The following is a 17508-nucleotide window of genomic DNA, read 5'->3' on the forward strand; positions in this document are numbered from 1 at the left end:
ATTTCGTCGGCTTTCCTTCGCTTTCTTTTGGGAAGGTAAATCAAAGTAAATTCTGCTATTTCTCTCCATTCAGGAGGGTCCTTCGTGACAACTCCGCAGGCAGAACCTGTGTCTAAGATTGGAGTTAGAGCAAGAATCAAATTTCAGGTAAGGCCAATTAAACGCAATGAATATTCTTCTGCAGAATTCTTCCCCTTTCTGCCCTCGCCGTTATCGAGGTTTCGCGTACGGCGTTGTGGCCGCAGCCATCTTCGCCACTTTGTTCTCCGTTTCGTCCCGAGCACAGGACAAGCCAGCCGCCCCCGATGTGGTTGTTCTGAAAAACGGAGACCAGTTGACCGGCAAGTTCGAGCGGAGCGTTGGAACCGATATCACTTTCAAGAGCGACATTGTGGGCGAGGTCACCATCCCCATGGATAAGGTGAGAGAGCTGCGCTCCAACAGCAACTTCGTCGTTCTACAGAAGAATGAAAAGATTACCCGCCAGCCCAAACAGGCCGGAACCCTCGCCCTGGAGGACAGCACCCTCACGGAGACAATTCCAGGCATCGCGCCCCAAACGATTCCCGCGAAAAACGTTGCTTATGTCGTCGATGGCGCGACTTACAACAAAGAGTTGAATGGGAATCCCGGCTTCTTCCACGGATGGAACGGCGCCATTACCGGCGGAGCGACTGTACTACAGTCCAGCTCTTACGGCCAAACCCTTACTGCCGGCATCTCCTTGATTCGCGCGATCCCGTCTGTCGCTTATCTCCCACCCCGCACCCGTACGACCTTCAACCTGCTGGAGACTTATGGCAAGCTGACTCAGCCGGTGATTCCCAACCCCACAAACCTGCCCGCTGCGGTGGCGAAGACCAGCATCTTCCATACTGACTTCGAGCACGACAAGTACATTACCCCGCGCTTTTACATGCTGGGAGATCTGTCTTTCGACCATAACTTTGCTCAGGGCATGAACCTCCAGCAGATCTACGGCGTGGGCGCTGGATACACGATTCTTCAGGATGCAGTTCAGCAACTCGATGCAAAGGCTGATCTTCACTACTCACAGTTGAAGTACATCGCTCCTATCCAACCACCGCCACCGGCAGGACCTATTCCTCAGACACCCGATTTGAACCTTATCGGTTCCACCTTCGGGGAGGCATACAAGAGAACGCTACCGGGCAAGATTCTCCTAACCCAAAGCGGGACTTACATTCAGTCGTGGAACAACACGGATGCCTGGTCAGCTATTGGATCTTTGGGCCTGGCGCTTCCGGTGTACCACCGTTTCAGCCTGAGCATGAACCTGCTGGATAACTATCTGAATCTTCCCAGTCCGGGATTCAACAAGAACAGCTTGCAGTTTGTAACGGGAGTGACCTACACACTGCGCTAATCCCAAGCCAATCGAAACAAATCAGGGCGATCCGAGCTGGGTCGCCCTGATTTGTTAACCACCCCATTCAAAGCGATTATTTGCCTTGAAGAATCTTCAGTACCGGATCGGGCAATCCCTGGTCGGCATTCTTGAGCAAAAGGCTCACCTGCCACATCTCGGTATCAGAGAGCACTCCTTTGAAGGCTGGCATTCCAGTCAGGCGAATTCCATTCGCAACCTTCCAATAAGTCTCGCCGGGGTCGTCATCACTGACGCCTACGACACCTCGATGTCCGTGTTTCTTCCAAAGCGGCGGGGCCTGGGGATACATGTGCTGGGCAAAGCTCACATCCTGCCCTGGTGTTCCATGACAGGCCGCACATTGTTCGTGATATACCTTTGCTCCTCCTTCGAAGACGTCTTCGCTAATGCCAAAAGGGGGAGTTTTCTTCTCACCATCGATGCGATTGTGCAGGGGAAGCTGAACAAGAGCCTTCTCAAAGGGAAAGGGAGCATCTTTAACTGCGACAGGTAAAGCACCCAAGCGGAAATAAGCCAAACCCGCGAGTGCAACTACTCCCACGCCCAGGACAAACCCCAAGAACAGTTTTCCCAGACCTCCGCCGTTGCTTTTCTTCGCCATATCCATACCCTTTCAGGGAGTAAAACTGCTTTTGATTCGCCGTGGATGTTCTAATAAGAAAGGCCCGCGGTTCGACTTCCGGCGGCGCGCCTCAGGTTCCACCATAGCAAGAGCCTAGCTAGTGCAGGAGTAATCGTTGATGTTCGGTTTCAGGTTTCGTGTGAAATATGCGGCAGCCGCGCTGGCCGCCGTCTTTGTCGCCAGTGGAGCGAGCTCCCTTCAGGCCCAGTTTTTCCCTCATCCACGACGGGAAACGAATGCCAATCGCAGAGCTCGTATCGAGCGGACCATTCAGGATACGTACAGCCATAAGTGGGAGGTCGGCGGAGGCGGCGGCTATCTCCGGTTCCGCTCCGGCGAACTTCTGCAGAAGAACAATGAAGTTACCTTCTTCCTGTCAGGAACCCGCTTCTTCGATCCGAAGTTCGGCATCGTGGGGGACGTGCGCGGAGCCTATGGCCATGCCAAGGTTGGGAATACGATCTATAACATCAACAACCCCCAGATTTCTCAGTACACCTTTATGGGCGGCCCGCTTTACCGCTTCTATCGCGGAGAAAAGTTCGGCGTCAGCGTTTTCGGTACAGCGGGCGCCGGGATCGGAAAGTTCGACAGCGGCTCCAAGGGAATCCCTGCGCAGAATCTGGGCCTCTGGCCGTCGGAAACACGAGCGGTCTTCTCCGCAGGCGCGAACCTTGACTACAACTTCTATCCGAACCTCGCGTTCCGGATCACCCCAACCTATCTGGGGTCGACCTGGGGAGGAACCGTTCAGAACAACCTGGGCGTAAACCTCGGAGTCGTTTACCGCTTCGGGCGAATCAATAAGTAAATTCGCTCGTACAAAAATCAGACCGAGCCCTTGCATCAGGACAATTTGATGTGGGGTTCGGTCATATTTTGGGGATCGAGAATTTCTGCAATCTGGTCTTCATTGAGCAGCTTCTTCTCCCGAGCGAGATCGACGATAGAGCGACCTGAGGCAACCGATTCTTTTACCAGTTCAGCCGCTTTCCGGTATCCGATATACGGGTTCAGAGCAGTTGCAAGCGCGATCGTGCTTCCGGCGTAGAACGTCGTGCGCTCGCGGTTGGCGGTAATCCCGCGGATACAGTGGACGTCCAGTTCGCGCAACGTGCTGGTCAGGATCGTAATGGATTGCAGCGTGTTGTGCACCATCGCAGGCATCATCACGTTCAGCTCAAGCTGTCCTGCCTGCACTGCCATTGCGGTTGCAGTGTCGTTGCCGACGACCTGAAAGGCGACCATTGCGGTTAGCTCCGGCAGAACAGGGTTGACCTTACCGGGCATAATGCTCGATCCGGGCTGCAGGCTGGGAAGGTGAATCTCGTTGAAGCCGGTGTTCGGCCCCGAGGAGAGCAGACGCAGGTCGTTGGAGATGCGAATCATCTCCAGAGCAAGCCCTCTTAGAGCCCCCGAGACATCGGCCATCGGAGCGCAGGACTGCATCGCGTAGCGCAGGTCGTAGGCAGAGTGCAGCTCGAGCTTGGCGATTCGGGCGAGCTTGGCGACAACTTTCTCGCGGTAGTCGGGATGCGTATTGAGGCCCGTGCCGACGGCCGAGCCACCCAGGCCAAGCGAGTGCAGGGTTACGGCGTTGCGGCAGATTGCCGCGGAGGATTCGCGAACCGCAGCGGTATAGGCGGCGAACTCCTGCCCCAGCGTGATGGGCACCGCGTCCTGCATGTGAGTGCGTCCGGCCTTGAGGATGTCTTTGAACTCCTCGGCTTTCTTCCCGAAACTCGCGGCCAGCGAGTCGAGCACTGGATACAGATCCTCCAGCGCAAGCAGAACGCTCAACCGCATCGCGGTGGGAAAGACATCGTTCGTCGATTGACCATAGTTGACGTGATCGTTGGGATGGACCTTCTTATACGTTCCCAGCGGTTCGCCAAGGATCTGGTTCGCCCGGTTCGCCAACACCTCATTGGTATTCATGTGCAGGCTGACGCCGGCTCCTGCCTGAAAGACATCGACGACGAAGTGCTCGTGATGCTGGCCGTCGAGCACCTCCTGCGCGGCTTGCGCGATGGCCTTTCCTTGCTCGGGCGTGATGAGGCCAAGCTCAGCGTTAGCCTCGGCAGCGGCGAGCTTGATCATCGCCAGCGCGCGGATCAGGAAAGGACTCGCCTTTAATCCACTGATGGGGAAGTTCGCAACAGCGCGAGTGGTCTGGGCTCCGTAGAGGGCTGCCTCTGGAACTTCGACTACTCCGAGAGAGTCGGATTCAGTGCGTACCTTTTTCATGCTCTAGCCTCTAAGCATTAGATGACATACATCTCCAGGAAAATCGAGAACATTCGATAACCGCTCATCGGAGCCACTGTCCGGCGACAATCGTGCTTTGCAACCCCTAGAATGAGGGTGTCATGGCCACTATTAAGCAAGCCGATTTCATTCAGTCCGTCGCGGACGCTTTGCAGTACATCAGCTACTACCACCCTGAGGACTTCATCACCAACCTGACTCGCGCCTACGAGCTGGAGCAGTCTCCGGCAGCCAAGGATGCGATGGCGCAGATCCTGATCAACTCGCGCATGTGCGCCGAGGGGCATCGGCCCGTCTGCCAGGACACCGGGATCGTCACCGCTTTCATCAAGCTGGGGATGGAAACGCGCTGGGACAACGACGGCAAGCCGCTGATGACCGTGCAGCAGATGGTCGATGAAGGTGTGCGGCGCGCTTACATGCTGCCGGACAACAAGCTCCGCGCCAGCATTCTGGCCGATCCGGCGTTTTCGCGTAAGAATACAGGCGACAACACTCCGGCGGTCGTCTCGGTCGAGATGGTCGAGGGCGGCAACGTCGATGTAACGGTCGCGGCCAAGGGCGGCGGCTCGGAGGCGAAGTCGAAGTTCGCCATGCTCAACCCATCGGACTCGATCGTCGATTGGGTGCTGAAGACCGTGCCGACGATGGGCGCGGGATGGTGTCCTCCGGGAATGCTCGGCATCGGCATCGGAGGAACAGCGGAGAAAGCGATGGTAATGGCGAAGGAGTCGTTGATGGACCCCATCGACATGCAGGAGCTGATCGCCAGGGGGCCGCAGAACAAGCTCGAAGAGCTGCGTATCGAGCTCTACAACAAGATCAATCAGCTCGGCATTGGAGCCCAGGGGCTTGGTGGTCTTACGACGGTGCTCGACATCAAGATCAAGGACTATCCGACGCACGCAGCCAACCTGCCGATTGCGATGATTCCGAACTGTGCGGCGACGCGGCATGTGCATTTCCATCTGGATGGCTCAGGGCCGGTGGCGCTGGAGCCGCCGTCGCTCGAGAGCTGGCCGGAGCTGACCTACGACACCTCGAAGGCCCGGCGCGTTAATCTGGACACCGTCACTCACGACGAGGTGAAGACATGGAAGCCGGGCGAGGTCTTGTTGCTGAACGGCAAGCTGCTGACGGGCCGCGACGCCGCGCACAAGCGCATGACCGACATGCTGAACAAGGGCGAGAAGCTCCCGGTCGACTTCAAGAACCGCTTTATCTACTACGTCGGTCCGGTGGATGCTGTGCGCGACGAGGCAGTCGGCCCGGCTGGTCCCACAACGGCTACTCGCATGGACAAGTTCACTCGCCAGATGCTGTCCGAAACCGGGTTGCTAGGCATGGTCGGCAAGGCCGAGCGCGGACCGGTGGCGATCGATGCCATTCGCGAGTTCGAGGCCGTGTACCTGATGGCCGTAGGCGGAGCCGCCTACCTGGTCTCGAAGGCGATCCGCAGCTCCAAGCTGCTGGCCTTCGGTGACCTTGGCATGGAGGCAATCTACGAGTTCGAGGTGGTCGATATGCCGGTGACGGTTGCGGTGGACTCCAAGGGGACCAGCGTCCACCAGACCGGGCCGGAGGAGTGGAAAGCCAGAATCGCGGGCGCGCTGGGCGGAGTGCCGATCCTCCAGTAGCCCCCTCCCCCGTACTTTTTCGCGCAAAGTATTCCAAAAATGACACTTAGCTTTGGACTTCGGTTTGAATGCAGGTAGAAAAGCCAAACGCCTCGGATGATCCGAGGCGTTTTCTATCTATTTCTATTTTAGCGGGGACCAGAGGGTGAATCTGCAATAGACATCTTATTGTTTTTATGTGGCTTATGTTCGCATAGTACTTGACAGCAGTTCGAGCCGCACTTTCTGCCACTTCAACGGATAGCAGACGCTTCTCAAACAAAACTGGACAAAGTCCAGACTTTCCAAAGCGAGGACAAGCTAGCTTGACATTGCTTCGTTGTTATGTAAAGTTAACTTGTCTAAATGGAAAGGAAACACGTCATGGCCTACACACTCATATCCCGCGCGACGCGTCGCTATCTCTTTCGCCTCGTCTCTGCGATGGTTGTCAATGTCGCCTTTGTTTTCTTCACGAAATGGGCGTTCCAACATCTTCATCCCACTGGACTCATGATGTATCTCCTCGCCATGCTCCCGGTATTGCCGATGGTCGGCTCACTAGCCATCGTCGGCCTCTATATCGCAGAGGAGACGGACGAGTTTGAGCGTTTCATCATCGTCAAATCCGTACTCTGGGGACTGAGCGGAGCGCTCGCCTTCAGCACCATCTGCGGTGCGCTCGAAGACTTCGCCCATGCGCCCCATCTCTCCCCCTTCTACTCCTACCTTTTCTTCTGGATCTTCATGGCAATCTCCGGGGCCATCATTCGCCTGAGGTACCGATGAAGAACCGACTCCGTATCCTTCGCGCCGAACGCAACTGGTCCCAGGCAGACCTCGCCCAGAAGCTCGAGGTCTCCCGCCAGTCCATCAACGCCATCGAAACCGGAAAATACGACCCTTCGCTTCCTCTGGCTTTCAAACTAGCGCGCCTCTTCAACACCACCATCGAAACCATCTTCAATGATGAAGCATAAACTTCTAGAACTCCGTAGTTGCTTGAGAGCACCCTATTGCGATTAGTTCGAAAGAGACGTACCTCAGCGGCTGAAGCCGCTTTCTTATTGCGATCGATATGGCACGGCTGAAGCCGTGCCCTTAAGCGCTACGGTTCGCGCTTGTGCGAATACCCACTCATGCGATGAACCCGCATGAATGGACCACCCGGCGACGATGTACTCCCTGTATGGGCACCCGATTTGAATTTTAAGGACGAAATGCGGGGAATTTCTCCACTTCGGCCCTATGGGCCTTTGGTCGAAATGACACTTGGAAATGCAGGGGATTCTTCGTCCTTCGTTCTGAGCTTCGCTCATATCTCAGTCCTTAGAATGACGGACAAGGAGGATTCCCTCACGTATAACGTTCATGTCAATCAGTCCACAGACTAGCGAACTACGAGATGCGGGAGGGATGTTCGGGGCTGGGCTGAGAAGGCTTTGCCTTGCGGCTGAGCACGACGCGACGGCGCGTACGGGCCCGCTCTGAGGCGTGGTCGATCTTCTTCCAGAAACCGACGAAGTAGTCGACTGCGGAGATGATGGAGACAATCGTCATCCAGTAAATGGCCGTGATCGCGATAAAGTGCACGCCAATGACGAAGCCGCCGTGGAAGTTGGGGAACCAGAGCCAGTAGTCCCAACGGTGGGCGAGAATCGCGGCGACCACAGAGACGACCTGGATGACTGTCTTAAGCTTGCCAATCTCGGAGGCCTCGATGGTGAAGCCCTCGGTGGCAGCAATCGAGCGCAGGCCGGAGACGAGAAACTCTCGACCGATGACGACGACGGCGATCCAGGGTGGAACGATGCGTGGGTTATAAGCCACCAGCACAATGTAGGCGGCAGAGACCAGGAGCTTGTCGGCCAGGGGATCGAGGAGCATCCCCATGGTGGTGATCTGGCCATTCTTCCGGGCCAGGTATCCATCCAGGCCGTCGGTGATGGCAGCCGCGATGAAGAGGAGCGAGGCGATAACCTCCTGCTCTCCGCCGCGCAGACCGATCTGACCATGTCCCTGAAGAGGGAAGGCTGGCGAGAGAATCCAGATGAGCAGTGGGATGGCTGCAATCCGGCTCATCGTGATGGAGTTCGGTAGATTCATCGCTCAGTACCTTAGACGCGCTGGCGGGGTCGTGCAGGGCAGCCAATGACACCATTCTGCCATAGTGGGCATTGGATCGGCAGACCACAGAGGAAAAGCTGGACCTCGACGACTGTTCCTTTTATCTGACGCGCCGATATAGAAAGCACAATGGCATTTCGCATATGGTTTCTGGCGATCTACGCATCTTTGCTTTTGATAGCTACTGCCCTGATGGCGCAGGACAGCAGCGACACGAACCGAGTAAAGACCGAAGATCTAGCGGTTGGAACAGGAACGGTTACGGTAGCAGCAGGCGATGCGATTAACATTCCCGTAACGATCTATGGCAGCAGCATTTTGGCGAAGACCTTCCGTCTGAACTGCGTTGGTCTACCGAAAGAAGCGGCCTGCCAGTACATTCCAGGAACAACTGACGATGAGGTGGCCGCGATTTTGAGGATCAGCACCTCAGCCCCAAGAGACTGTGAAGCAGCGACTCCATATGGAGTTCCGACGAAGAGCGCAGCACTGCCGGGAGTGGGTCTGCTGCTGTTCGCTGTTTCGAGGAAACGCCGCTGGAAGGGGCTGCTTGCGGTTGTGTGTGCAGCGTTGGCGATAAGTTCAATGGCCGGATGCAGCTTTGGGAACTGCACGGACCTGGGGACGCTGCCGGGAGACTACATCGTTACGGTCGTCGGCAATGCGGGCGGTGCGCAGGTTTCGCAGAAGGTGAAGCTGGTGGTGACTCCGTAGTTGTTCGTTGCCAGGTGTTGGTTGCAGGATCACGTTTGAAGAATCCCAGCTCGAATGGCACACACGAGACGAACCGCAGATCCTCGACTACGCGCGTCCTTCAGGACGCTTCGCTCAGGATGACACATTTCAAGGGGATCGAAATTTGTCGATCCCCTTAACAACTACGCGTAGATGCCACGCTGGCGCGTCGTGTAAGCCACGCGATCGATGGCGAGCATGTACGCTGCGATGCGGTTGTTGACGTTGTGATTGGCGGCATAGGTCATCACATCGCTGAAGCTGGTGGACATAATGTGGTCGAGACGCTGGTTGACCTCGGCCTCGGTCCAGAAGTAGCCCATGCGGTCCTGGACCCACTCGAAATAGCTGGTAGTGACACCGCCAGCATTGGCAAGAATGTCGGGAATGATGAAGACCTTCTTGTCGGCAAGGATATCGTCGGCGATGGGGGTGGTGGGGCCGTTCGCACCTTCGCAGAGGATCTTGCAACGGAGCCGGTCGGCGTTGCGACTGGTGATGACATTTTCCGTGGCTGCGGGAAGAAGAATCTCGCAGGAATAGGTCAGCAGCTCGTGCGGATCGACAGCTTCGGCTCCTTTGAAACCAGTGATCGTGCGAGCCTGCTTGCGATGCTCGAGAAGCGCGGGGATATCGATGCCTTTGGGATTGAAGAGGCCGCCGTCATATTCGGCGATACCGATGATGGTGTATCCCCTCTCGGCCAGTAGGCGAGCAGCGTTGGAACCGACGTTACCAAAACCCTGCACGATGACGCGGCATCCTTCAACGGGCATGTTGAGCGCCTTAAGAGCCTCGTCGCAGACAACCGAGAGGCCGCGGCCAGTGGCGGCGGTGCGTCCGCGAGAGCCGCCAAGATTGACGGGTTTTCCGGTGACAACCGCGTTAACGGTCTGACGCATGTGCATGGAGTAGGTGTCCATGATCCAAGCCATGGTTTGCTCGTCGGTGCCCATGTCGGGTGCGGGGACGTCTTTTTCGGGGCCGAGGAATTCAATCAGCTCGGCGGTGTAGCGGCGTGTGATGCGCTCGAGCTCGCCCTGAGAGAGCTTCTTGGGGTCGCAGATGACTCCCCCCTTGGCCCCGCCGAAGGGAATGTTGACAACGGCACACTTCCAGGTCATCCAGGAGGCAAGGGCGCGGACTTCGTCGAGGGAAACGTCGGGAGCATAACGGATGCCGCCCTTGCCGGGTCCCCGGGCGACGGAGTGCTGAACACGGTAACCGGTGAAGACTTCGACCGAGCCGTCGTCCATGCTGACGGGAATATGGACAATGAGCTCGCGGGTGGGCTGACGAAGGACCTTCCAGAGTCCCTGGTCCAGGTTGAGTTTTTTGGCGGCGAAGTCGAACCGAGCAGCCTGGGCCTCCCAGGGGTTGGTCTCCTGCTCGAGCGTGAGAGTTTGCATGGTTACTTCCTTTTGTTCCGTTGCTGGGATCAGCGATTCTCCGGCCATCGTTCTCTCCCTTGAATGAAAATCCGACGAAAAGCAGCATACAACTTTGACCAAGCCGGTCTGTGGCCAAACCCTCCGGAGTATAGGACGCGCAAACAGCCGTGGCAATGCGACGAAACAGGCGGGCGTACCACGTTTGCTATGGATCAGGCAAGCAATGGAGTGATCGTCATGGCCGTTTGAAAGAGTACCTCAGGGGCTGAAGCCCCTTCTTCTTTTAGCAATATTCGGCACGGCTAAAGCCGTGCCCTTAATGTCAGAGACATACGTTGCCCGGGTATGATGGAGGCAACTATGCCTGTTTCCGCCGCAAATTCCCTGCCCTCAGAGAGCGACTTTCTACGGCTCTGCCGCTCACATACTCTGGTCCCGGTCTATCGGACCATAGCTGCCGACCTGGAGACCCCCGTTTCGGCGTTTTTGAGGATTGCAGCGGAAGAGCCGGAGGCGTTTCTGCTGGAATCCGTCGAGGGTGGCGAGCATGTGGGGCGGTACACCTTTATCGGGATTGAACCGTACAAGAAGATTGTTGCTCGCGGTACGGAGCTTACGGTGCGTGAGGGCAAGCGTGAGAGGAAGTTTACGGGCGACATCTTCGAGGAGCTGAAGCAGGCGCTGGGAGGACATAAGCCGGCAAAACTGGCGGGGCTTCCTCCTTTTACCGCCGGAGCCGTGGGGTTCTTTGCCTATGACGTGGTGCGGCAGATCGAGAAGCTGCCTTCGACGGCCAAGGATGAGCTTGGGGTTCCTGACGCCTGCCTGATGTTCTTCGACCAGGTGCTGGCCTTCGACCACGTAAAAAAAGAGATTCACCTGATGGTGACGGCCGACCTGACTCGCGAAAAACGCGAGGGAGCTTATGGACGCGCAGTTCGCAGGCTGAACAAGCTTGAGAAACGACTGGCAAGCTCGCTTCCCTCGCTCAAGAAGAAGAAGCTGACGGGCAAGCTGAAGCTGACTTCACGCACACCGAAAGCGACGTTCCTGAAAGCTGTCGAAAAGACGAAGGAGTACATCGCTGCAGGAGATGTCTTCCAGTGCGTGCTTTCGCAGCGGTTCGACTGCGAGCCCGGAGTGGATGCGTTTGAGGTTTATCGCGCGCTCAGAATTGTGAATCCGTCGCCGTATATGTATTTCCTGCGATTTGGGTTGGAGAGTAAGGCAGGTAAGAAGGGTTCCACCAAAGAGACGACGCATCATATTGTGGGCTCATCGCCAGAGCTTCTGGTGCGGGTGCATGGTCACGATGTGGAATACAGGCCGATTGCAGGTACGCGCCACCGCAGCGCGGATGAAGTGGAAGACCGCAGAATCGAAGAGGAGCTTCGCAGCGACGAAAAAGAACGCGCAGAGCACATCATGCTGGTCGACCTGGGCCGCAATGATGTTGGCCGCGTGAGCGAGTTTGGGTCGGTGAAGGTGAAGGACCTGATGTTCGTGGAGCGGTACAGCCATGTGATGCACCTGGTGAGCAAACTGGAGGGCACATTGCGCGGGGACCTGGGGCCGATCGATGCCTTCCGCGCCTGCTTCCCTGCCGGGACACTGAGTGGCGCTCCTAAGGTGAGGGCGATGGAGATCATCGAGGAGCTGGAACCGGCGCGGCGCGGCGTTTATGGCGGCAGCGTGCTGTATGCAGACTTCAACGGCAATCTGGATTCGTGCATCGCGATCCGCACACTGTATATGAATGGGCCACACGGGCATATTCAGGCAGGCGCAGGGCTGGTTGCAGACTCGGTGCCAGAGAAAGAGTTCGAGGAAACACGGAATAAGGCTCAGGCGGTGGTGAGAGCGATTGAGAAGGCGCGAGGCTAGCGGCCAATCTCGCGAGCCATTTCGTACTCCATGATCTTCGGATCATTGGGGTACGGCTCTGTCTTCCCTGTCATTACAAATCCAATGCTTCGGTAGAACTCGACAGCGGAGTCATTCACGCTGGTCACCATGAGCAGTAGTGTCTTGATGCCCTTGTCAGCGGCCCATACTGCAATCTTCTCGATCAGTTGGCGTCCAACACCAAGTCTGCGTGCCTCCGGGGCGACCCACATAGAGACAACCTGGCCCTTCTCTGGATCGCTTTCATCGGCAAGGCAGAGGGCAAGCCCCGCGTAGCTGCCATTAGAACGGGCAAGGAAGCCGATATCGCGCCCGTTGGTAAGGCGCGTTACACGAATCAGCCACTCTTCGTCTGCCATCTGAGATTCGCGAGCATAGGTACTTCCAAAAGCTAACGGCGTATCCTGCAGGGCCCGTAGGCGCACAGTCTTGTAATCCTCAACCAGCAATGAGGTGATGGGAACAAGCTCCGTCATGAAGCTGAGTTTAAGCCAGTCGGCGTAGAGAAGACATGGATTTTACTGGAGTTGCAGGCACAAAAAATTCTTTTACGAATAGCCCTATCTCGCCCTGGGTCAGGGGTTAGCAAAGAGAGCGTACGCGCATCTCTATATAATGCAAAAGGTTTCATCGAGCCCCATCTCGAAAGCAGGATGGGCAGGAGTCGACCCCTGCATGGTCCACGGAATCTGATTCAACTTACTGGAGGCATTGAGTGCGAAAACACCAGTCGTATATCTGTAGGGTTACCTTTGGAATTCTTTCTGCCATGGTTCTTTCTATTAGCCTGGCACCCTTTGCCTTTGGGCAGGATTCTCTGGTTGAAGGATTGAAACATAAATATCGCCTTTCAGAGATCAATGCACAGGGCGTAGTCGCGAACCCCGGAACCGTGCTGACGATCGAGGCCGACGGAATCAACGCCGAGCCTTATCCCACGATGATCACTTTCGAGAACCCCGTGGTCGACGGACAGGTGAAACAACGTTCCAAGGGGCTCGGCTTTCTGAAGAGCAACAATCTCCAGATTCTGCAGCCTGGGCAGAAGGTCTATATCACTAAGATCAACAGCGGCACCTCAGCTCAGGAGGATTCTCTTAAGATCACCATCCTGACAAGTGACGCCATCCTGGCTCGATTCGGCGGCACCTACAGCTCGTATCAGACCCCGAAGCGATATTCGACGACCCTGGCTTTCAAAGTTCCTAAAGGTTCCCTCTCGACGATGTCCGTAGACGATGCGGAAAAATTGATCGGGGCCGTTCTGTCAGTGAACCCTGCCGACCAAGAGCGGACGCATGACGCTGGTGTCGTGACCCGTTCGTGCGAACCGCACTGCGCCGTTTCCGCAACCACGGGAGCTCCGGTAGGAACACCAAGCAGCGCATTCGCCCCGCCACCAGCTGGGGCGCCAGCCGGTGCTGCTCCAGCCAGCGCACCAACCATTACATTGGGGCAAACACCCGAACAGGTGACTGCAATTATGGGTGAGCCCCAACAGATTATCGATTTGGGCGCAAAAAAGATCTTCAAGTATCCCGACATGAAGATCGTTTTTAATAACGGCAAGGTCAGCGACGTGCAATAACCACCGTACTGTCGTGTAGTTCAAGGAAAGCCAACAAGATCGAGGACAAATTCCATCGCAAAGCTGATTGCTAGGCTATGCGGCGGGAAGAGTCCTCGATCTTTATTGGGGCCTTTGCAGCCGTCTCACTCTTGCTGGAGTGCAAGACCCATAGAATTCCACCGACGACCTGGACAGCCGAAAGGGCTCGGGTAAGGTTTGGACGATCCTCAAGCGACTGCATCAGGTTCTGCCATGGCTTAGGACCGTACTCCCAAGCACGGGCATCACGGCGCGGATTGATGACTCCCATAATGCCGTCGCCGATGATGGCCATCGCCGTGAAGTGCTTCCAACGACTGAAGTCGAATTGCATTTAAATACTCTCCAATCGTTCTATAAGACGCCGATGAGCTGCTCACGTTTGCCCGCAAAGATCCATTACCGAAAACTTCTATACATCGCAAAGATCAACTGCCTGCCTCAACGAGGTCAGAGGGTCGCGCTTCGGAACAAACTCGTGAGCGACATAGCCGGAGAATTTGAGATCGACAAGAGCTTTCATCAGTGCCGGGTAGTAGATCTCCTGTGTATCGTCGATTTCATTCCGGCCGGGAACACCTCCCGTGTGGAAATGACCAAGAACATCGATGTTCTCGCGGATGGTGGCGATCAGGTCACCTTCCATGATCTGCATGTGGTAGATGTCGTAGAGCAGTTTCACTCGCGGCGAATTGACTTCTCGCATGACATGCGCGCCCCAGGCCGTGTGGTCTGCCATATAGTCCTTGTGATTGCGTTTGCTGTTGAGCAACTCAAGGCAGATGGTCACGCCGTTATCTTCGGCGATCTTCTTCAACCGGTTCAGTCCCGCGATGGTGTTGCGGGCTCCCTCTTCATCTGACATGCCGCGTCGGTTCCCGGAGAACGTGATGACGTTTGGGACACCGGCCTTGGCTGCGAGGGGGATGTTTTTACGGAAGGCTTCTTCAATCGCCGCATGGTTCTCCGTGCGGTTGAGAGCATCTGGAATCGTTCCTCCGCCAGCGTAGCCCATCGTGCAGAGCAGACCGTAACGACACGGCACGTCCCAGTCTTTGATATCCAGCAGGTCGATGCCTTTCAACCCTATCTGAGCGCCATAGGTGCAGAGCTGATCGAGGGTAAGCTCTTTGTAGCACCAGCGGGAGACAGATTGCTGGATACGTCCTTTGCGTTGTATGGGCGAGGGTTGCTGGGGGGTGTTCGTCTGCTCAGCAAGGGACGATGTTGCAGTCAAAACTGTTGCTGCCAAGCCTGATTTGAGGAAAGTGCGTCGATTTGCCATAACCGCAGATCATGGTACAAGGCCCAGCGCCCGGCGTACAGGAGCTAGAATCGTAATAGCCATGGTCTTCGTTCTGGATAATTACGATTCGTTTACCTACAACCTGGTGCAGTACATGGGTGAGCTGGGCGCCGAGATGGTCGTTAAACGCAACGACGAGCTGACGCCGGAGGAGGTGGAGGCGCTTGGGCCTGACCACATCCTGATCTCACCCGGACCCTGCACACCACAGGATGCAGGCATCAGCATGGAACTGATCCGTCACTTCGCCAATGCCAAAAAGGCCGTGCCGATTCTAGGGGTATGCCTTGGACATCAGGCCATCGGCGCAACGTTTGGGGGAGAGGTCATTCGCGCACCCAAGCTGATGCACGGCAAGACGAGCGAGGTGGAACACGACGGCCGCACCATCTTCCGGGGTATTCCGAAGACGATGACCTGCACGCGCTACCATTCGTTGATCGTGAGCCCGAAAGGCCTGCCAAAAGAGCTGGAAGTTTCGGCCCGCACCATCGATCCGAAGACAGGCGAAGAGACGATTATGGGGCTGCGGCATCGCGAGCTTCCCATCGAGGGCGTACAGTTTCACCCCGAGAGCGTGCTGACCTCGCATGGCAAAGAGATCATCGCAAATTTTCTGAAGATGTGACCGGCAACGAGAGTGACTCAAAGCAAAGGCAAAATACAGGGATTCTTCCTCTTCGACTCGCCCTGCTCGCTCAGAGTCAGAATGACGCCCCTCTGTGTATGTGCGAGTGTGGCGACAGTTTGCTTGCTACTCTCTGGTGGCGCCTACGGAATTGCACAGCAGATCGGCTCAGTTGGGGTACAGGATGCGACGGTCTCAGGCGCGCTGGAGGTTTCCAATGGCCGCGCCAGACTGTTAGGAGCCTCGACGGTTACAGCGCGAGATCACACAGCCGAGGTGACGCTTCAGCGCGGCGGCACGATACGGGTATGTTCGACCAGCGGACTACATCTGGCAGCGGGCAAGGGAGCTGGAGATGTTCCCCTGATGATGTCTCTGGACCGCGGTGCGATTGAGATCGCAACCCATGCCACAGCGAGCGATGTAGTTATGACTCCAGACCTGCGATTCTCGATGAAGGCAGCAGGGCCGCTGGACCTGAGTCTACGAGTGGCGCGTAATGGCGATACCTGCGTGGAGAATCGCGGCGCGGGAGCCCCGGCCCTTGCTGTTACTGACCAGTTTGGCGAGTCAAGTTACGAGGTCAAGGCGGGGCAGCACGTACTGTTTGAGCATGGGAGCCTGAAAGAGGTCGTCGACAATGAGCGCGAACCCTGCGGATGTCCGGCTGCGCCGGTGGTCTCCGTCGCCGATGCCGGCGTGACAGGGGCGACTCCAGCCGCACCCGGAAGTACCGTAGCCGCAAAGACAGCTGCCGAACAACACCCCTTCCCCGCAGCAGTCAGCGCAGGGTTGGCTCCGACGAGCGGCCCGCCACAGGCTCCAGCAGGCACAGTCCATGCGCAGATCTCGACCACGATGAGCTACGGCGGCGAAGCCGGCAGCGCGAACACAGGTGATGGCGGTTCAAGCGGAGGCTCGACAACGGTGCCTGTAGCTTCGGGAACTTCTGCCCCGGCGTCGAATGTTGCTACGACTCCAACCACAACACCTGAGGATGCTTCTGCTTCGACCGCGACTGCAAAGGCTCAGGCCCCGCCACCAGCCCCTGCGCCGCCTCCGAGCGATGTGTTTCATTCCATTGGACGGTTCTTCAAGAGGTTGTTCGGAGGCCATTGAAGCAAGTTCGCAGAACCGCTGCGATACAATAGACAAGGTTCGGATGATCGGACGCCAGGGCTGGCGCCTCCGCCGGCCAAACTCTCAAAATAGCTGAATACCAGCCAGGATCAGGGGTTTTTCTATGTCGATTCCCGCAACGCAGATGCGCCCGGGCATGATTATCAAGTTCAAAGACGATCTCCACCTCGTGTTTTCGGTGGAGCACCGAACGCCGGGCAATCTCCGCGCCTTTATTCAGGCGAAGCTGCGTAACATCCGTACAGGCGCCATGTTTGTGGAGCGCTTCCGCTCGCCCGACCCGATTGACCGTGTGGTTGTAGATGAAGTGAAGATGGAGTTTCTGTACAACGACGGGGACGACTACTACTTCATGGACATGGAGACCTTCGAGCAGACGCACCTGAAGCGCGAGACACTGGGCGATGCCGTCGATTACCTGCTGCCGAACCTGACCATCGCGGTCAGCTTCCACGATGGCAAGGCCGTCGGTATCGAACTGCCGCAAGTGGTCGAAATGACCGTCGTCGAGACGGAGCCGGGCATCAAGTCGGCTACTGCATCTTCAGTGACGAAGCCTGCGAAGCTTGAGACCGGCCTTGTCGTTCAGGTCCCCCCGTTCATCAACGAAGGCGAGAAGATTCGCGTGGATACGGCCGAAGGCGCTTACATGAGCCGCGCATAAAATTGTTTCGATAAACAAAAGGACAGAGCTTGCTCTGTCCTTTTGTTTTGTTCCCTTGCAAGCATCAGGAGCGCTCTGCGAAACTG

At 56.6% G+C, this 17508-nt stretch carries 18 protein-coding genes; 11 read left to right on the plus strand and 7 right to left on the minus strand.

The window, feature by feature from the left end; translation table 11 throughout:
* Nucleotides 1-166: 166 nt before the first annotated feature.
* Nucleotides 167-1387, plus strand: coding sequence for a DUF481 domain-containing protein (locus H7846_RS16580; RefSeq protein WP_186693735.1), 1221 nt, complete (start codon nt 167-169; stop codon nt 1385-1387).
* Nucleotides 1388-1463: 76 nt separating this feature from the next.
* On the opposite strand, the gene H7846_RS16585 is transcribed toward H7846_RS16580, so the two are convergent.
* Nucleotides 1464-2012: a c-type cytochrome gene (locus H7846_RS16585; protein ID WP_186693737.1), complete on the minus strand. Its 549-nt coding sequence runs from the start codon at nt 2010-2012 to the stop codon at nt 1464-1466.
* A 139-nt stretch (nt 2013-2151) separates the two neighbouring features.
* Between H7846_RS16585 and H7846_RS16590 the strand changes: the two genes are divergently transcribed.
* Nucleotides 2152-2844: a porin family protein gene (locus H7846_RS16590; RefSeq protein WP_186693739.1), complete on the plus strand. Its 693-nt coding sequence runs from the start codon at nt 2152-2154 to the stop codon at nt 2842-2844.
* Between the two features lie 35 nt (nt 2845-2879).
* Here H7846_RS16590 and H7846_RS16595 read toward each other — a convergent pair whose 3' ends face one another.
* Nucleotides 2880-4280 (minus strand): aspartate ammonia-lyase, encoded by a 1401-nt coding sequence (locus H7846_RS16595; RefSeq protein ID WP_186693741.1) that lies wholly within the window; start codon nt 4278-4280, stop codon nt 2880-2882.
* 122 nt (nt 4281-4402) lie between these two features.
* On the opposite strand from H7846_RS16595, the gene H7846_RS16600 reads away from it, so the two are divergent.
* From H7846_RS16600 to H7846_RS16610, 3 genes are all read left to right on the plus strand, one after another.
* The gene (locus H7846_RS16600; RefSeq protein WP_186693742.1) at nt 4403-5938 is read left to right on the plus strand and encodes a fumarate hydratase; all 1536 of its coding nucleotides are present in this window, start codon (nt 4403-4405) and stop codon (nt 5936-5938) included.
* A gap of 363 nt (nt 5939-6301) precedes the next feature.
* Nucleotides 6302-6706: a hypothetical protein gene (locus H7846_RS16605; RefSeq protein WP_186693744.1), complete on the plus strand. Its 405-nt coding sequence runs from the start codon at nt 6302-6304 to the stop codon at nt 6704-6706.
* On the plus strand, nt 6703-6897 hold the full coding sequence (locus H7846_RS16610; RefSeq protein ID WP_186693745.1) for a helix-turn-helix transcriptional regulator: 195 nt from the start codon (nt 6703-6705) through the stop codon (nt 6895-6897). Before H7846_RS16605 ends, H7846_RS16610 begins: the two co-directional genes overlap by 4 nt.
* 418 nt (nt 6898-7315) lie before the next feature.
* Here H7846_RS16610 and pgsA read toward each other — a convergent pair whose 3' ends face one another.
* Nucleotides 7316-8023: a CDP-diacylglycerol--glycerol-3-phosphate 3-phosphatidyltransferase gene (gene pgsA, locus H7846_RS16615; RefSeq protein WP_186693747.1), complete on the minus strand. Its 708-nt coding sequence runs from the start codon at nt 8021-8023 to the stop codon at nt 7316-7318.
* Nucleotides 8024-8173: 150 nt separating this feature from the next.
* Here pgsA and H7846_RS16620 point away from each other — a divergent pair, with 150 nt between their 5' ends.
* The gene (locus tag H7846_RS16620) at nt 8174-8758 is read left to right on the plus strand and encodes a hypothetical protein (protein WP_186693749.1); all 585 of its coding nucleotides are present in this window, start codon (nt 8174-8176) and stop codon (nt 8756-8758) included.
* Nucleotides 8759-8922: 164 nt separating this feature from the next.
* Here the strand turns inward: H7846_RS16620 and H7846_RS16625 are convergent, their stop codons facing one another.
* Nucleotides 8923-10236 carry a Glu/Leu/Phe/Val family dehydrogenase gene (locus H7846_RS16625; protein WP_186693751.1) on the minus strand — a complete coding sequence of 438 codons (1314 nt, stop codon included), beginning with the start codon at nt 10234-10236 and terminating at the stop codon, nt 8923-8925.
* Between the two features lie 294 nt (nt 10237-10530).
* Between H7846_RS16625 and trpE the strand changes: the two genes are divergently transcribed.
* Nucleotides 10531-12054, plus strand: coding sequence for an anthranilate synthase component I (gene trpE, locus H7846_RS16630; protein WP_186693753.1), 1524 nt, complete (start codon nt 10531-10533; stop codon nt 12052-12054).
* Here trpE and H7846_RS16635 read toward each other — a convergent pair.
* Nucleotides 12051-12551 carry a GNAT family N-acetyltransferase gene (locus tag H7846_RS16635; RefSeq protein WP_186693755.1) on the minus strand — a complete coding sequence of 167 codons (501 nt, stop codon included), beginning with the start codon at nt 12549-12551 and terminating at the stop codon, nt 12051-12053. The genes trpE and H7846_RS16635 overlap by 4 nt on opposite strands.
* 293 nt (nt 12552-12844) lie before the next feature.
* Between H7846_RS16635 and H7846_RS16640 the strand changes: the two genes are divergently transcribed.
* Entirely contained in the window at nt 12845-13663 is an 819-nt protein-coding gene (locus H7846_RS16640; protein WP_255460698.1) for a hypothetical protein, read from the plus strand.
* Nucleotides 13664-13733: 70 nt separating this feature from the next.
* On the opposite strand, the gene H7846_RS16645 is transcribed toward H7846_RS16640, so the two are convergent.
* Nucleotides 13734-14018 carry a hypothetical protein gene (locus tag H7846_RS16645; protein WP_186693758.1) on the minus strand — a complete coding sequence of 95 codons (285 nt, stop codon included), beginning with the start codon at nt 14016-14018 and terminating at the stop codon, nt 13734-13736.
* Nucleotides 14019-14096: 78 nt separating this feature from the next.
* Nucleotides 14097-14969, minus strand: a complete 873-nt coding sequence (locus H7846_RS16650; RefSeq protein ID WP_186693760.1) for a TIM barrel protein — start codon at nt 14967-14969, stop codon at nt 14097-14099.
* A 61-nt stretch (nt 14970-15030) separates the two neighbouring features.
* Here H7846_RS16650 and H7846_RS16655 point away from each other — a divergent pair, with 61 nt between their 5' ends.
* The 3 genes from H7846_RS16655 to efp all read left to right on the plus strand — a co-directional run bounded on the left by H7846_RS16655 (nt 15031) and on the right by efp (nt 17422).
* The gene (locus H7846_RS16655; RefSeq protein ID WP_186693762.1) at nt 15031-15618 is read left to right on the plus strand and encodes an anthranilate synthase component II; all 588 of its coding nucleotides are present in this window, start codon (nt 15031-15033) and stop codon (nt 15616-15618) included.
* Between the two features lie 108 nt (nt 15619-15726).
* Nucleotides 15727-16737, plus strand: a complete 1011-nt coding sequence (locus tag H7846_RS16660) for a nuclease (RefSeq protein ID WP_186693764.1) — start codon at nt 15727-15729, stop codon at nt 16735-16737.
* A 124-nt stretch (nt 16738-16861) separates the two neighbouring features.
* Nucleotides 16862-17422: an elongation factor P gene (gene efp, locus H7846_RS16665; RefSeq protein ID WP_186693766.1), complete on the plus strand. Its 561-nt coding sequence runs from the start codon at nt 16862-16864 to the stop codon at nt 17420-17422.
* The last annotated feature ends 86 nt before the right edge of the window (nt 17423-17508 follow it).

Origin of the sequence: Edaphobacter sp. 4G125, assembly GCF_014274685.1 — a bacterium.
GTDB lineage: Bacteria > Acidobacteriota > Terriglobia > Terriglobales > Acidobacteriaceae > Edaphobacter.

Coding starts and splice junctions, on each gene's coding strand:
- H7846_RS16580 (WP_186693735.1), top strand. CDS start 167: ATGAATATTCTTCTGCAGAATTCTTCCCCTTTCTGCCCTCGCCGTTAT.
- H7846_RS16585 (WP_186693737.1), bottom strand. CDS start 2,012: ATGGCGAAGAAAAGCAACGGCGGAGGTCTGGGAAAACTGTTCTTGGGG.
- H7846_RS16590 (WP_186693739.1), top strand. CDS start 2,152: ATGTTCGGTTTCAGGTTTCGTGTGAAATATGCGGCAGCCGCGCTGGCC.
- H7846_RS16595 (WP_186693741.1), bottom strand. CDS start 4,280: ATGAAAAAGGTACGCACTGAATCCGACTCTCTCGGAGTAGTCGAAGTT.
- H7846_RS16600 (WP_186693742.1), top strand. CDS start 4,403: ATGGCCACTATTAAGCAAGCCGATTTCATTCAGTCCGTCGCGGACGCT.
- H7846_RS16605 (WP_186693744.1), top strand. CDS start 6,302: ATGGCCTACACACTCATATCCCGCGCGACGCGTCGCTATCTCTTTCGC.
- H7846_RS16610 (WP_186693745.1), top strand. CDS start 6,703: ATGAAGAACCGACTCCGTATCCTTCGCGCCGAACGCAACTGGTCCCAG.
- pgsA (WP_186693747.1), bottom strand. CDS start 8,023: ATGAATCTACCGAACTCCATCACGATGAGCCGGATTGCAGCCATCCCA.
- H7846_RS16620 (WP_186693749.1), top strand. CDS start 8,174: ATGGCATTTCGCATATGGTTTCTGGCGATCTACGCATCTTTGCTTTTG.
- H7846_RS16625 (WP_186693751.1), bottom strand. CDS start 10,236: ATGGCCGGAGAATCGCTGATCCCAGCAACGGAACAAAAGGAAGTAACC.
- trpE (WP_186693753.1), top strand. CDS start 10,531: ATGCCTGTTTCCGCCGCAAATTCCCTGCCCTCAGAGAGCGACTTTCTA.
- H7846_RS16635 (WP_186693755.1), bottom strand. CDS start 12,551: ATGACGGAGCTTGTTCCCATCACCTCATTGCTGGTTGAGGATTACAAG.
- H7846_RS16640 (WP_255460698.1), top strand. CDS start 12,845: ATGGTTCTTTCTATTAGCCTGGCACCCTTTGCCTTTGGGCAGGATTCT.
- H7846_RS16645 (WP_186693758.1), bottom strand. CDS start 14,018: ATGCAATTCGACTTCAGTCGTTGGAAGCACTTCACGGCGATGGCCATC.
- H7846_RS16650 (WP_186693760.1), bottom strand. CDS start 14,969: ATGGCAAATCGACGCACTTTCCTCAAATCAGGCTTGGCAGCAACAGTT.
- H7846_RS16655 (WP_186693762.1), top strand. CDS start 15,031: ATGGTCTTCGTTCTGGATAATTACGATTCGTTTACCTACAACCTGGTG.
- efp (WP_186693766.1), top strand. CDS start 16,862: ATGTCGATTCCCGCAACGCAGATGCGCCCGGGCATGATTATCAAGTTC.